Annotated in this window: 10 protein-coding genes and 1 pseudogene; 5 read left to right on the top strand and 6 right to left on the bottom strand. The window is 71.6% G+C overall.

Annotated elements, in window-relative coordinates; translation table 11 throughout:
• Together DZF91_RS35730 and DZF91_RS35725 are read right to left on the bottom strand one after the other, a co-directional pair.
• The coding region (locus DZF91_RS35730) for a cytochrome b/b6 domain-containing protein (protein WP_117361454.1) at positions 1 to 691 on the bottom strand (691 nt) is incomplete at its 3' end.
• Positions 678 to 1367: a molybdopterin-dependent oxidoreductase gene (locus tag DZF91_RS35725; RefSeq protein WP_117361453.1), complete on the bottom strand. Its 690-nt coding sequence runs from the start codon at positions 1365 to 1367 to the stop codon at positions 678 to 680. The genes DZF91_RS35725 and DZF91_RS35730, both read right to left, overlap by 14 nt.
• Before the next feature lie 236 nt (positions 1368 to 1603).
• Between DZF91_RS35725 and DZF91_RS35720 the strand changes: the two genes are divergently transcribed.
• The 3 genes from DZF91_RS35720 to DZF91_RS35710 all read left to right on the top strand — a co-directional run bounded on the left by DZF91_RS35720 (position 1604) and on the right by DZF91_RS35710 (position 7036).
• Entirely contained in the window at positions 1604 to 2281 is a 678-nt protein-coding gene (locus DZF91_RS35720; protein WP_117361452.1) for an HhH-GPD-type base excision DNA repair protein, read from the top strand.
• 664 nt (positions 2282 to 2945) lie between these two features.
• On the top strand, positions 2946 to 5111 hold the full coding sequence (locus DZF91_RS35715; protein ID WP_235834804.1) for a SpoIIE family protein phosphatase: 2166 nt from the start codon (positions 2946 to 2948) through the stop codon (positions 5109 to 5111).
• Between the two features lie 269 nt (positions 5112 to 5380).
• Positions 5381 to 7036 carry an RNA polymerase sigma factor gene (locus DZF91_RS35710; protein ID WP_199487122.1) on the top strand — a complete coding sequence of 552 codons (1656 nt, stop codon included), beginning with the start codon at positions 5381 to 5383 and terminating at the stop codon, positions 7034 to 7036.
• A gap of 217 nt (positions 7037 to 7253) precedes the next feature.
• Here DZF91_RS35710 and DZF91_RS35705 read toward each other — a convergent pair whose 3' ends face one another.
• The 4 genes from DZF91_RS35705 to DZF91_RS35690 all read right to left on the bottom strand — a co-directional run bounded on the left by DZF91_RS35705 (position 7254) and on the right by DZF91_RS35690 (position 10673).
• A complete protein-coding gene (locus tag DZF91_RS35705; protein WP_117361450.1) occupies positions 7254 to 8000 on the bottom strand; it encodes a YaaA family protein in 747 nt (248 codons plus the stop codon).
• A gap of 256 nt (positions 8001 to 8256) precedes the next feature.
• Positions 8257 to 8487 (bottom strand): DUF7455 domain-containing protein, encoded by a 231-nt coding sequence (locus tag DZF91_RS42475; protein ID WP_117361449.1) that lies wholly within the window; start codon positions 8485 to 8487, stop codon positions 8257 to 8259.
• 210 nt (positions 8488 to 8697) lie between these two features.
• Positions 8698 to 9774, bottom strand: a complete 1077-nt coding sequence (locus DZF91_RS35695) for an ABC transporter permease (RefSeq protein WP_117361448.1) — start codon at positions 9772 to 9774, stop codon at positions 8698 to 8700.
• Positions 9771 to 10673 carry an ABC transporter ATP-binding protein gene (locus DZF91_RS35690; RefSeq protein WP_117361447.1) on the bottom strand — a complete coding sequence of 301 codons (903 nt, stop codon included), beginning with the start codon at positions 10671 to 10673 and terminating at the stop codon, positions 9771 to 9773. Before DZF91_RS35690 ends, DZF91_RS35695 begins: the two co-directional genes overlap by 4 nt.
• Positions 10674 to 10842: 169 nt before the next feature.
• Here DZF91_RS35690 and DZF91_RS35685 point away from each other — a divergent pair, with 169 nt between their 5' ends.
• Positions 10843 to 12933 carry a DNA gyrase/topoisomerase IV subunit B gene (locus DZF91_RS35685; RefSeq protein WP_235834805.1) on the top strand — a complete coding sequence of 697 codons (2091 nt, stop codon included), beginning with the start codon at positions 10843 to 10845 and terminating at the stop codon, positions 12931 to 12933.
• A 287-nt stretch (positions 12934 to 13220) separates the two neighbouring features.
• Positions 13221 to 13505 (top strand): annotated as a pseudogene (locus DZF91_RS35680) (AraC family transcriptional regulator); the annotation flags it as partial.

Genomic DNA, 13505 nt, shown 5'->3' with positions numbered 1-13505 from the left:
CGCCCCCGCCTCCGGGCCCGCCCCCGGCCTCCGGGCCCGCCCCCGCCTCCGGGCCCGGCGGTCCGGTGAGTTCGTCGGACCACGCGGGGTGGTGGCGGAGCGCCCAGGCGCGGGTGACGCGGCCGGTGGCCATGCCGCGCAGGGCGCCCGGATCCCGCAGGGCCTCCCACAGGTGGCCGAGGGTGACGACCGCGATCGCCAGGAACAGCCAGTCGTGGACGAACGTCGCGCCGGTGCGCCAGCGGTCGGAGAACGGATCGGGCCAGGTCAGCATCGCGCCGGTGCCCAGCATGACCAGGGCCGCGCCGGCGGTGAACGCCGCGTTGAGCTTCTGCCCCGCGTTGAACTTGCCGACCGGGACGACGCCGCGTCCGTCCACCACCGCGCGCCGCCGCCCGCTGCGCAGCCAGTGCGCGTCGTGCGGGCCGAACCGGTTGAGCGCGCCGAGGTCGCGGCGGAACGCCCGCGACGCCAGCCCGAGCAGCGTCGGCACCGGCAGCAGCAGCCCGCCGTAGATGTGGACGGGCTTGATGGTCTCGCGGTGCCCGATCGCCGTCGCGACCGCGGGCACGTACAGCATGCACGCGGTGACCAGGCACGTCAGGAGCAGCAGCGCGGTGACGTGGTGCACGAGGCGTTCCGCCCGGGTGAAGCGCGGCAGCGGTCCGTCCCGGTCGTCAGGTGGGGGCATCGTCGCGTCCGTTCGATCGGCCGACCCAGGCGTCCACGTCGTAGCCGCGCTCTTCCCAGTAGCCGGGGTGGACGGTCTCGGTCAGCTCGATACGTCCCAGCCACTTGAGCGACTTGTAGCCGTACATCGGCGCGACGAGCAGGCGGACCGGCCCGCCGTGGTCGTGGCCGACCGGCCCGCCCTGCATCGACGTCGCGACCAGGACGTCGCGCCGCCGGGCCTGCTCCAGGGTCAGCGACTCGGTGTACGCGCCGTCGAACGAGTGGAACCGCACGGCGCGGGCGCGGGGCGACACGCCCACCGCGTCCAGCAGGTCGGGAAGGGCCACGCCCGCCCACTCCACGTGCGGCACCCGCCATCCGGTCACGCACTGGAAGTCGCGCCGGAGCCGCGTCTGCGGCAGCGCGGCCAGCTCGCCCGGCGAGTACCCGTGGGGACGCGCGACCAGGCCGTCCACCCGGACCCGCGGATCCCGCGGCGCGCGGACCGTGCCCACCACCGAGTAGAACCGGAACCCGCCGACCGCGGGCAGCACGTCGCCGAGCCCGTTCACCGGCGAGAACACGCGCGTCACCTCGCGCTGGGCGGTCGCGCCGACGGCGACCCCGGCCGCGCCGAGGCCCAGCATCGCCAGCACGACCCGCCGGCCGACCGGTGCTCCGCGCTCCTCGTCCATGCGTCCATTCGACCACCGCCCCGCCGCCCCCACCACGGTGCGCACCGGCCCGTAAGACTTCCGCAAGAATTGGCGGACGGGCCGCCGCTCCCGGACGCCGCGCCACGGCGCACGACCCGCACCACGGCTGCCGGCCGACGCCGCGGCGCCCGTCCAACGCACAGCCGTCCAACGCACAGCCGTCCGGCTCACGCCGCGGCGCCCGGCCCGTACCGCAGCCGCCCGAGGGGAACGACATGCCGATCACGCTGCCGATCGAGGACGAGGCGAACGACCTGCTCAACCGGGACCCGTTCGCCCTCCTGACCGCCATGCTCCTGGACCAGCAGGTCCCGCTGGAGCGTGCCTTCGCCGCTCCCCGCGAGCTGGCCGACCGCCTCGGCCGCGGCCTCGACCCCGGCGAGCTCGCCGCCTACGACCCGGACGCGCTCGTCGAGGTCTTCAGCCGCAAGCCCGCGCTGCACCGCTATCCCAAGTCGATGGCCGCCCGCGTCCAGACCCTCGCCCGCGCGATCTCCGACGACTACGACGGTGACGCCGCCGCCGTCTGGAAGGGCGCCACGACGGGCGCGGAGCTGTACCGGCGCGTTGCCGCCCTGCCCGGCTTCGGCGAGCAGAAGGCGAAGATCTTCGTCGCGCTCCTCGGCAAGCGCCTGGACGTGCGTCCCGAGGGCTGGCGCGAGGCCGCCGGCTCCTACGGCGAGGAGGGGACGCACCGCTCCGTCGCGGACATCGTCGACGAGGAGTCCCTCGGCAAGGTCAGGTCCTTCAAGCAGGAGATGAAGGCCGCCGCCAAGTCCGCCAAGACCGCCAAGACCGCCAAGACCGCCAAGACCGCCAAGACCGCGAAGCCCGCGAAGACGGCCAAGACCGCGAAGCCCGAGCCCCCGAACCCCACCGGAGCAGCCGGGTAACACGGCACCCGGCCGCCACGGCCGCCCCTCCGTTCGCAGCAGCCCCTTATATAAAGGACAAGCTTCTACAGCGGTGTACAACGACGGGCGGCCGGAGCCGGTCACGGCGGCGGACGCTCCGGCCGCATTTCGTCCTTGACGGGCTCGGACGGGACGCCGCCGACGCCCGACCCGGCGGTTCCGCATTGCCAGAGTTGCCGCGAAGAGGCGAAATGTGGGACACGGGGCGAACCGCCGGACATGCCACGACCGGCGCCACGCTCAACGATGACGCTTTACCTTCTTTTTGCTTGTTGATAGGGCGGCAGGTCAGCGTCGTTTCGGTGCGTCCGGAACGAAGGCCGGACGAGACGGACGGCGCGTCCGTCCGGCGCCGGGGGCCCGATCCGGCGTAGCATCGTCCACTCGCCGTCCGGAAGAACACCTTTCCGGCGGGTGTCCTCCCGTGCGTGCGATCCACCGTCCGAATCACGCGCCGGACGCCGTATCCGTCATGGGCGGATCGGCGGCGGGGGCTTCCGTCCGGGGCTACGCGTCGGGATGATGAGAACCTCACGTCGACGGGTGTTGTGATGGAGGCGGGAGCGTTAGCCTGCTCCCATTCACACATAGTGATGAGAACTTGCCGCGCGGTACGGGACCCCCTGGGGCGGAGGTGTTGCCTGTGAGCACCGAGACGTCCGTTCCGCGTCCCCGGCTCTCCTGGCTGAAGGGTCAGCCCATGGATGCGTCCGACGCCGCCCTGTACGCCACCCTCCTGAAGGAGGCCCCCGCCGGAATCGCCCTGTTCGACACCGGGCTGCGGTGCCGCCGCGTCAACGACGCCCTCGCCGCCATGCTGGGCGTCGCGGCGGCCGACCTGACCGGCCGCCGGCCCGCCGAGGTGCTCGGCGAGGAGACCGCCGCCGCCTTCACGGCCGCGCTCGGCTCCGTCCTCGCCGACGACCGCCCCATCACCGACGCCGAACTGGCCGTGGGCGGGCGCATCCTGTCCTGCACCTGGCTGCCGGCGCGCGGGGGAGCGCAGCAGGACGCCAAGGGCAGGGCCGCGGGGAAGGGCCGGGACAGGGCCCGCCCGCCCAAGCAGGCCGCCTGGGACGACACGCCGGTCGGCGTCGTCCTCACCGCCCTGGACGTGACCGAGCGGCGCCGCGCCGAGGAGGTCATCCGGCGCAAGGAGCAGCGGTACCGCTCGCTCGTGGAGGCCAGCTCCCAGGTCGTCTGGGTCGCCGCCGCGGACGGCAGCGCGATCGACGACGCCCCCGAGTGGCGCGAGATCACCGGCCAGACCCCGGACGACTACGCGGCCGGCGGCTGGCCCGCCGTCGTCCACCCCGAGGACCGGCCGCGCATCGAGGAGATCTGGCGCGAGGCCGTCGCCGGCGACCGGGTCTTCGAGACCGGCTACCGGATCCGCACCCGCAGCGGCGCCTACCGCCACTTCGACGTCCGCGCGGTGCCCATCTGGCAGGGCGACCGGGTGATCGAGTGGGTCGGCGCGAACACCGACGTGACCGGCCAGAAGGAGGCCGAGGAGATGCGCGGCCGCCTCACCGAGCAGCTCTCGGCGGCGGCGCTGCGCACGGCCCGGCTCCAGCAGGCCACCTCGATGCTCGCCGAGGCGCTGACCGTCGCGCAGGTCGTCCAGGTGATCACCGAGGTCGGCCGGTCGGCGATCGGCGCCGACTACTCGGCCGTCGCGCTGCTGGACGACGACAAGCTGCGGCTGTCCATCGTCACCCCGGCCCCGCCCGGCGGCGGCGAGCCCGCCTCCGACCAGGCCCGTCCGGCCCGCGACGACATCCGGGTCAGCGACCAGACGGTCATGTCGGTGGCCGTCCGGGAGGGCCGCCCCTTCCTCGCGCAGAGCCCCGACGACCTGCGGCTCCAGCTCGGCCGGGACGAGGCGGAGCTGTTCACCCAGCACGCCGAGGAGCGGGCCTGGGTCGGGCTGCCGCTGCTGGCGGCGGGCGCCCCGATCGGCGCGCTGCGGTTCTCCTTCAAGCGCCCGCGCGAGATCACCGAGGAGGAGAAGGTCTTCCTGGAGGCCCTCGCCGGCCAGTGCGCCCTGGCCGTCGAGCGGGCGCTGCTGTTCGAGCGCGAGCACAAGACCGCCGAGGAGCTCCAGCTCAGCCTGCTGCCCAGCGACCTCCCGCAGCTGCCGGGCATGGTGCTGGCCGCCCGGTACAACCCGGCCACCCGGCACGTCCAGGTCGGCGGCGACTGGTACGACGTGTTCCGGCTGCCGGACGACCGGCTCGCCGTCGCCGTCGGAGACGTCATGGGCAAGGGCGTCCGCGCCGCCGCCGGGATGGGCCGGGTCCGCAACGCCCTGCGCGCCCTGGCCCTGAACGACCCCCGCCCGGCCGCGGTCCTGTCCGGTCTGGACCGGCTGTTCTCGGCGACCGAGGACGAGGAGCAGTTCACCACCGTCGCCTACGCGGTCATCGACCCCGAGACCGGACGCGGCGCCTTCAGCAACGCGGGCCACCCGCCGCCCCTGCTGATCTCCCCGGACGCCGACGCCAGGGTGTCCACCCGCGAGCCCGGAACCCCGCTCGGCTGGCCCTCCCAGAGGCAGCAGACAAGTTTTTCCATCGAAACCGGCAACACTGTGGTCTTCTATTCCGATGGACTTGTGGAGAACCGTAGGCGTGGGGTGGACGCCGGGCTCGAGGAACTGGCCACGGTCGCGACGGACGCCCCACCTGAAGTGGTAGGAGATCCCGAGAGACTCGTCGACTTCCTGGTCGATCGGATGCTTGCCGGGTACGAGCAGGTGGACGATGTGACCGTACTTGCCCTGCATGTCCCGCCGAAGTCCCCGTGACGCCCGCGTAGAAGTTCCGCCGAAGGCGGCGAGAAGACGGCGTAGTACGTACGAAGGACCGCCGTGCGCCCTCTAAGGTGGTGTGTTACCGGGCAGCACATCGAAGCGGAATGCGCAGCCGTGCCAGAATGCTTGACCCTAGTAAGAGCGGGTACGCTGCGGTCCCGCACAGGGTGGCCCGCCCGGTGCACGTGGTCCCACTCCGAGTGAGGCCCGTCCCGTCAGGGCGCTTGGGTCAGCCAACCCACACGTTCGTTCGAGAGGTATTTGTGTCGCCTGCTAGCTCGACCTCGAAGGCATCAGACCTGCACGAGACCGTCATCGCGCAGCTGATCGAGCGTGGGAAGTCCCAGGGCAATCACCTCGACGCCGACGACCTCCGCCGTACGTTCGAGGAGGCCGAGATCCCCATGTCGATGGCCCCCAAGATTCTGCGTGCCCTGAGCAAGGAGGGTGTGATCGTCGTCGTGAGCGCCGCCGACTCAGCGGCGCCGAAGCGGACGCGCAAGCGTGCGGCCGCGCCGGCGCGCAAGCCCAAGACCGCCGCTGCCGCCAAGGAGCAGCAGCCCGACACCGTGACCGCCGTCGTCGGCGACGACGAGGACGAGGCCGCAGCGGCCCCGGCGGCGAAGAAGGCCGTGGCGAAGAAGGCCGCGCCTGCCAAGCCGAAGAAGGCCGCCGCCAAGAAGGCCGCGCCGAAGAAGGGCGAGGCGGGCCCCGCCGCCAAGGGCCCGGCGAAGAAGGCCGGCGACGACCCCGAACTGGACGACGAGGTCGATGTCGAGGACCTCGACGACGACCTGAGCGACCTCGAGGCCGACCTGACCGACGACACCGACCTGGAGACGCCCGACCAGGCCGACCAGGACGGCGACGAGGAGGAGGAGCGCGCTCCGGCCCCCGCCACCGCCAAGGCCGGTGCCGGGCAGGCCAAGTCCCCCTCCGAGGAGGAGGCGTTCGTCCTCGGCGACGACGACGAGGACGCGCCGGCGCAGCAGATCGCCGCCGCGGGCGCGACCGCCGACCCGGTCAAGGACTACCTCAAGCAGATCGGCAAGGTCCCCCTGCTGAACGCCGAGCAGGAGGTCGAGCTCGCCAAGCGGATCGAGGCCGGCCTGTTCGCCGAGGAGCGGCTCGCCACCGAGGCGGGCACGCTGTCGGAGGAGGACCAGGAAGACCTCGAGTGGATCGCCGAGGACGGCCGCCGCGCCAAGAACCACCTGCTGGAGGCCAACCTCCGCCTCGTGGTCTCGCTGGCCAAGCGGTACACCGGCCGCGGCATGCTGTTCCTGGACCTGATCCAGGAGGGCAACCTCGGTCTGATCCGCGCGGTCGAGAAGTTCGACTACACCAAGGGCTACAAGTTCTCCACGTACGCCACCTGGTGGATCCGGCAGGCGATCACCCGCGCGATGGCCGACCAGGCCCGCACCATCCGCATCCCGGTGCACATGGTCGAGGTCATCAACAAGCTGGCCCGCGTCCAGCGCCAGATGCTCCAGGACCTCGGCCGCGAGCCGACCCCGGAGGAGCTGGCCAAGGAACTCGACATGACCCCGGAGAAGGTCGTCGAGGTGCAGAAGTACGGCCGCGAGCCGATCTCCCTGCACACCCCGCTGGGCGAGGACGGCGACAGCGAGTTCGGCGACCTCATCGAGGACTCCGAGGCGATCGTCCCGGCGGACGCGGTCAGCTTCACGCTCCTGCAGGAGCAGCTGCACTCCGTCCTGGACACCCTGTCCGAGCGTGAGGCGGGCGTGGTCTCCATGCGATTCGGCCTCACCGACGGCCAGCCGAAGACCCTGGACGAGATCGGCAAGGTCTACGGCGTGACGCGCGAGCGCATCCGCCAGATCGAGTCGAAGACCATGTCCAAGCTGCGCCACCCGTCCCGGAGCCAGGTCCTGCGCGACTACCTGGACTGATCGACGGCCGGAACGCCCCCGCCGAGCGGCGGGGGCGTTCCGCGTGTCCGGAGTCCATCACGCTGTGTAGGCGAACGAGAGCGCAGAGGCTCGAGCGCATGGGATCCCGGCGCGGATCGCGGTCAGGTCGGCGGAGCCGAGGCTGCGGTCAGGTCGGCGGTGCTGAGCTGCGGTCAGGCCGGCGGAGTCGGGGGCTGCCGCCAGGCCGGGGGTGTGGTCAGGCCGGGAGGACGATGTCCAGGTTGGAGCCGTTGAGTTCGGCGATGTGACCGAGATCGATGACGGCCTTGAGGAGTTCCTCCGGTGTGGCGGGGTTCGCACCGGCCTTGAGCAGGTCGTGGGCGATCTTGCCGCGGGTGGCCTTCGCCATGTGGCTGACGACCGTCCGCTTGGGGACGCCGCCGAGGAAGAACTCGCGGAACACGCGGACGGCGACGGCCGGCCGGCGGGCCTTCCAGGCGGCCGCGTAGGGGCCGGAGCGCATGTCCACGACGAGGCCGGCCGGGAGGTCGGCGAGGGCCTCGGCCATCGCGGGCCGCCAGAGCGCGGCGAGCCGTCCCTCGGGCGGCAGCGACACGCCCATCGCGAGACGGTACGGCGGGATGCGGTCGGTGAGGCGCAGCGCGCCCCACAGACCGGAGAAGACGATGATCTGCTCGGCGGCGGGCCCGGCGGGCAGGTCGTTCAGCGCCAGGTTGTCGTACAGGACGCCCTGGTACAGCTCGGCGACGGTGAGCGTGGGGGCCTCGCGCAGGGCCCGGTTGCGGGCCAGGGCCTCGTCGGTCTGCCCGGACGGCAGGTTCAGCACGTCCGCCGCGTCCTCCCGCGCGCACACCTCGCCGAGGGCGCCCAGGACGCGCTCGCGGACGGGGTTCAGGGCGGGGAAGCTGAGGGACGCCAGATCCAGCGGCGGGCCGTCCCCGGTGCGGGACTTCTTCTCGGACGGCGGCAGCAGGATCAGCACGGTTCCCCCGTTTGGTGCGGCGTGTGGGCGCGGCGAGCGTTCTTCGGCCGTCCCGGGCGGTTCCGGGGTCGTGGCACCCGGCGGGCTCCGGACGGCGGTCCCTCCAGGATATGTGGCCCATGCAAGCAACCGGCAGACGGCGGCGTGGAAAATGCCCCAGTGTGCACGGTCGCACACAAAGAGTAGTGGCGGCGTTACAGCAGAACGGCGGTCACCACTCGGTGACCGCCGTTCTGCGATTCACTTATTTAAAGGGCTAACGCTCGTCGTCCGAAGCGGAGGCCGGGGTGGTCGTCAGCTTGTCGGTCTCATCCTGGATGTCGGCCCCGTTAGAGCGGAGCGCCTCCGAGTACTTACGCCCGTGGTGAGCGCAGAACAGAAGGTCGCCGCCGCCTACAAGGACCGCACGGACGTAGGCCTGAGCGCCACAGCGGTCGCACCGGTCGGCGGCCGTCAGCGGCTTGGTCGGGGCAAGGGCTCCAGTCACGGCACCTTCCTCATGGTCGGGGTCGGTACTTAGGACAACATCTAACCCGACGCTGACGTTCCCAACCTGCTTCTCAGTACGCCCACAGCAGAATGAGCCCTTTAGTGACGGAGGTCACAGCACTCCGTCACGCCTCGTCACGCCGCGTGTCGACAAGCCGCGTCCCGTCACCCAGCGTCCCGCTACGCGCACCCGTCATGCCGCGTGGCGTCATGCGGCGTCCCAGCGGAACAGCCGGGCCGCGATGGCGCCCGCGACGATCGCGATCCCCAGCAGGATCCCCATCTGCGGAAGGGCGGACGCGGGGCCGAGGCCGCGCGCCATCACGTTCAGCATCCCCTCGTTCAGGTAGCGCAGCGGGAAGATGTAGGAGAGCACCTGCATCCACTTGGGCGCGTAGTCGAGCGGGAAGAACGAGCCGCCGAGGAACGCCATCGGCAGGACGATGAGCTGCGTCACGGTCTGGGCCGTCTCCTGGGTCTTGGCCCACGCCCCGACCAGCATCCCGAGCGCCAGGAAGGTCAGCACGCCGCAGATCACCAGCGGGATCGACATCCACCACGCGTTCTGGAGCTTCAGCCCGAAGAACGGCAGCTGCGCCACCAGCAGGAACACCGCGAGCTGGCCGAGGGCGATGCCGAGGCTGACCACGACCCGCGCGCCGAAGACCGTCGGGATCGGCACGGGCGCGAGCTGCAGCCGGCGCAGCAGCCCCTTGGTCCGCCACAGCACAAGGGTCTGCGAGGCGCCGAACATGCCGGCGGAGGCGAGCGCCCAGCCCAGCAGCGACGGCGTGAAGAAGTTGATGCCCTTGATCGACTTGTCCTCGACCTGCTGCCCGGCCACGGTGTACGTCGGCGGGCGGCCGGTCGCCGCGAGGTTCGCCGAGTTCGCGACCTGCTGCACCACCGACTGCACGACGCCGGACTTCACCTGGTCGGCGCCGGAGTAGTGGATGACGATCCGGCCGCCGCTCTGCTCCACCGCCGCGTCCGCGTCGCCCTTGCCGACCTTCTTCAGTGCCGCCGCCCGGTCGTCGTTCCGGGTGGTCTTGACGGTCTTGCGCAGGTCCCCGGACGGGTCGTGCGCGATGGCCTGGTCGAGCACCGGGACCGCGCCGATCTCCACGATCTCGACCTTGCCGGTGGACTGCTTCCCGAACACCCCGCCGAAGATCACCAGGAAGAGCAGCGGGAACAGGATGGTGAAGAACAGCGCACCGCGGTCCCGCCGGAACCCCAGGAACAGGGCACGGGACAGCGACTTGAAGCTCTCGAAGGTGCTCATGCCCGGTATTCCCGTCCGGTCAGTTCGAGGAAGACGTCCTCGAGCGTGGCTCCGCGGATCTGGACGCCGTCCAGGGCGTCCTTGGCGGAGAGCGCCGCGACGACCGAGGACGGGTCGCGGGTCTCGACGACCAGGGACACGCCGTCGTCGGTGACCTCGTCGACGCCGGTCAGCCGCCGGGCGTCCTCGGCGTCGAGGGTGCCGCTGGCCACGCTGATGCGGGTCGGCGCGTCCAGGCCGCGGACGAGCGCGGCGGGCGGGCCGAGCCGGAGGATCTGCCCGCGGTCCATGATCGCGACGCGGTCGCAGAGCACCTCGGCCTCGTCCATGTAGTGCGTGGTCAGCACGATCGTGCGGCCCTCGGTGTTGATCGCGCGCAGCACGTCCCACAGGTTGCGCCTGGCCTGCGGGTCCAGGGCGGCGGTCGGCTCGTCCAGGAAGACCAGCTCGGGGTCGTGCACGAGCGCGCAGGCGATGGACAGCCGCTGCGCCTGGCCGCCGGACAGCTTCTCCACCCGCTCGTCGGCCTTCTCGGTCAGCCCGACCGTCTCCAGCATCTCGTCGGCCTTGCGGGCCGGCACACCGTACAGCGAGCCGAACGTGCGCAGCTGCTCGCGCGCGGTCAGGCGCTCGAAGAACGAGGTCGCCTGGAGCTGCACGCCGATCCGCGGCAGCAGCTTGGCGTTGCGCGGCCAGGGCTTCAGGCCGAGCAGCTCGACCTCGCCCTCGTCGGCCTCGCGCAGGCCCTCGACGATCTCGAGCGTGGTGGTCTTCCCCGCTCCGTTCGGGCCGAGGATGCCGAAGAACTCGCCCTCCGCGACCTCGAAGGAGACACCGTCCACGGCCTGCACGTCCCCGTAACGTTTGCGCAGGCCGGACACGCTGATGGTGTTTGTCATGGATTGACCTTAGAGCGGTGTGACCTGGGCCTCCAATGGTTCCGGGGGTGGATTCCGCGCTCTCCACCCCCGGGTCCGGAATGTGCGGAGCGGCGTGGCTGTCGGTGGAGTGTCGGCCCTCGGGGGTACCCTCATGCCCGACCGTCCATCCCCCGAGGAGCACACGCAGTTGACCGCCGCCACCGCCGAAGCGACCGCAGACGACCAGCAGGGCTACTCCGCCCGGCACCTCTCGGTGCTGGAAGGGCTGGAGGCCGTCCGCAAGCGTCCCGGCATGTACATCGGTTCCACCGACTCCCGGGGCCTCGCGCACTGCCTCTGGGAGATCGTCGACAACTGCGTGGACGAGGCCCTGGCCGGGTTCTGCACCCACATCGACGTCGTGCTGCGCGCCGACGGATCGTTCGAGGTCGGGGACAACGGCCGCGGCATCCCGGTCGACGTCGAGCCCAAGACCGGGCTGCCCGGCGTCGAGCTGGTGATGACGCGGCTGCACGCCGGCGGCAAGTTCGGCGGCGTCTCCTACACCGCGTCCGGCGGCCTGCACGGCGTCGGCGCCTCGGTGGTGAACGCGCTGTCGGCCCGGCTCGACGTCGAGGTCGACCGTGACGGCCACACCCACGCGATCAGCTTCCGCCGCGGGCTGCCCGGCGAGTTCGCCGACGAGGGGCGGCCCAACGCCCGGTTCAAGAAGAAGTCCGGGCTGCGCCAGGTCCGCAAGGTCGCCAAGAAGACCACCGGCACCCGCGTCCGGTTCTGGCCGGACATGCAGATCTTCCTCAAGGGCGCGACGGTCGACACCCAGCTCGTCCTGGACCGGATGCGGCAGACCGCCTTCCTCATCCCCGGCCTGACCATCGACGTGCGGGACGAGCGCGGCGAGGAGGTCGTCGCCGAGACGTTCCGGTTCGACGGCGGCATCTCGGAGTTCTGCTCCTACCTCGCCAAGGACCAGCCGATCATCGACGTGCTGCGGCTGCAGGGCAGCGGGCACTTCACCGAGACCGTCCCGGTCCTGGACGACCAGGGGCACCTCGTCCCGACCGACGTCGAGCGCTCCCTGGAGGTGGACGTCGCGCTGCGCTGGGGCACCGGCTACGACACGATCACCCGCTCGTTCGTCAACGTCATCGCCACGCCCAAGCACGGCACCCACGTGCGCGGCTTCGACCGGGCGCTGCTCCGCGTCGTCAACGAGCAGCTGCGCGCCACCAAGCTGCTGAAGAACAGCGACGACGACGTGATCAAGGACGACGTGCTGGAGGGGCTGACGGCCGTCGTCACCGTCCGGCTGCCCGAGCCGCAGTTCGAGGGGCAGACCAAGGAGATCCTCGGCACCTCCGCCGCCACGCGGATCGTCTCGCAGGTGGTGAGCCGCGAGCTCAAGGCCGTCTTCGACAACCCCGGCCGCGGCATGAAGCAGCCGCTGCGCACCGTCCTGGAGAAGATCGCGGGCGCGGCCAAGACCCGCATCGCCGCGCGCACCCAGCGCGACACCCAGCGGCGCAAGAACGCCCTGGAGAACTCGGCGCTCCCGGCCAAGCTCGTCGACTGCCGCACCACCGACGACCGCAGCGAGCTGTTCATCGTCGAGGGCGACTCGGCCCTCGGCACCGCCAAGCTCGCCCGCAACTCCGAGTTCCAGGCGCTGCTGCCGATCCGCGGCAAGATCCTGAACGTGCAGAAGGCGTCGGTCGCCGACGTGCTGAAGAACGCCGAGTGCGCCGCGATCATCCAGGTGATCGGGGCCGGGTCGGGCCGCTCGTTCGAGCTGGAGAACGCCCGCTACGGCCGCGCGATCCTGATGGCCGACGCCGACGTCGACGGCAGCCACATCCGCACCCTGCTGCTGACCCTCTTCTACCGCTACATGCGGCCGATGCTGGAGGCCGGACGCGTCTACGCCGCCGTCCCGCCGCTGCACCGCATCGAGCTGATCAAGCCGAAGAAGGGCCAGGACAAGTACATCTACACCTACACCGACGCCGAGCTCCGGCAGCGGCTGGTGGAGCTGGAGCGCAAGGGCCAGCGCTGGAAGGAGCCCATCCAGCGCTACAAGGGCCTCGGTGAGATGGACGCCGACCAGCTGGCCGAGACCACGATGGATCCGCGGCACCGGATGCTCCGCCGCATCCGCGTCGAGGACGGCGAGGCGGCGGCGCAGGTGTTCTCGCTGCTCATGGGCAGCGACGTCGGGCCCCGACGCGAGTTCATCATCGGCGGCGCGGCCGAGCTCGACATGAACCGCATCGACACCTGACCGAACCTGATGACGGCGAAGGCCGCGTCCTCCTCGTGGAGGGCGCGGCCTTCTTGCTTGTTGTAGGCGCGACCTTCGCCGCGTTCGGCGGGGGAGACGGACGTGCCGCGAGGTCTCGCCGGAGGCCGGTCCCGACATCGGTGTCACGGATGATCGTCGGGACGGAGCCGTACCGGGTGCCGCAACGTCCGATCCACGTGGTTTCGGTCATGTCCCCAGGGATGCCGTCGCCGGCTCGGCCGGGCAGTGGCGAGAGAGTCCTTCTCCATCACGTCGTCGCGCTGGTCGTGCCGCCGCAGTCGCCGTTCGAACTGGCCGGCGTCGCGCAGGTGTTCGGCGTCGAGAACCCGGGCCTCCCGGCGCGCTACCGCTTCGAGGTGTGCGCCGAGACGCCCGGGGCCGTGCCGGTCATGGCCGGCTGCCCGCTGCTGGTCGAGCGCGGCCTCGAGGCGACCGCCGAGGCGGACACCGTGATCGTGGCCGGCTGGCCCGACCTCGCGGCCCGGCCGTCCGACGGGCTGGTCTCGGCGCTGCGCGCCGCGCACGCGCGGGGCGCGCGGGTCGTCGGGCTG

The sequence above is a fragment of the Actinomadura logoneensis genome (assembly GCF_003428695.1).
GTDB classification, from domain to species: domain Bacteria; phylum Actinomycetota; class Actinomycetes; order Streptosporangiales; family Streptosporangiaceae; genus Spirillospora; species Spirillospora logoneensis.
The sequence above is the reverse complement of the archived record's forward strand: the minus strand, read 5'-3'. Positions and strand labels throughout refer to the sequence as shown.

What these genes read in the sequence shown, in the direction of transcription:
- DZF91_RS35690 (WP_117361447.1), bottom strand. Translation starts at nt 10,673, where the DNA reads ATGACAAACACCATCAGCGTGTCCGGCCTGCGCAAACGTTACGGGGAC.
- DZF91_RS35695 (WP_117361448.1), bottom strand. Translation starts at nt 9,774, where the DNA reads ATGAGCACCTTCGAGAGCTTCAAGTCGCTGTCCCGTGCCCTGTTCCTG.
- DZF91_RS35720 (WP_117361452.1), top strand. Translation starts at nt 1,604, where the DNA reads ATGCCGATCACGCTGCCGATCGAGGACGAGGCGAACGACCTGCTCAAC.
- DZF91_RS35725 (WP_117361453.1), bottom strand. Translation starts at nt 1,367, where the DNA reads ATGGACGAGGAGCGCGGAGCACCGGTCGGCCGGCGGGTCGTGCTGGCG.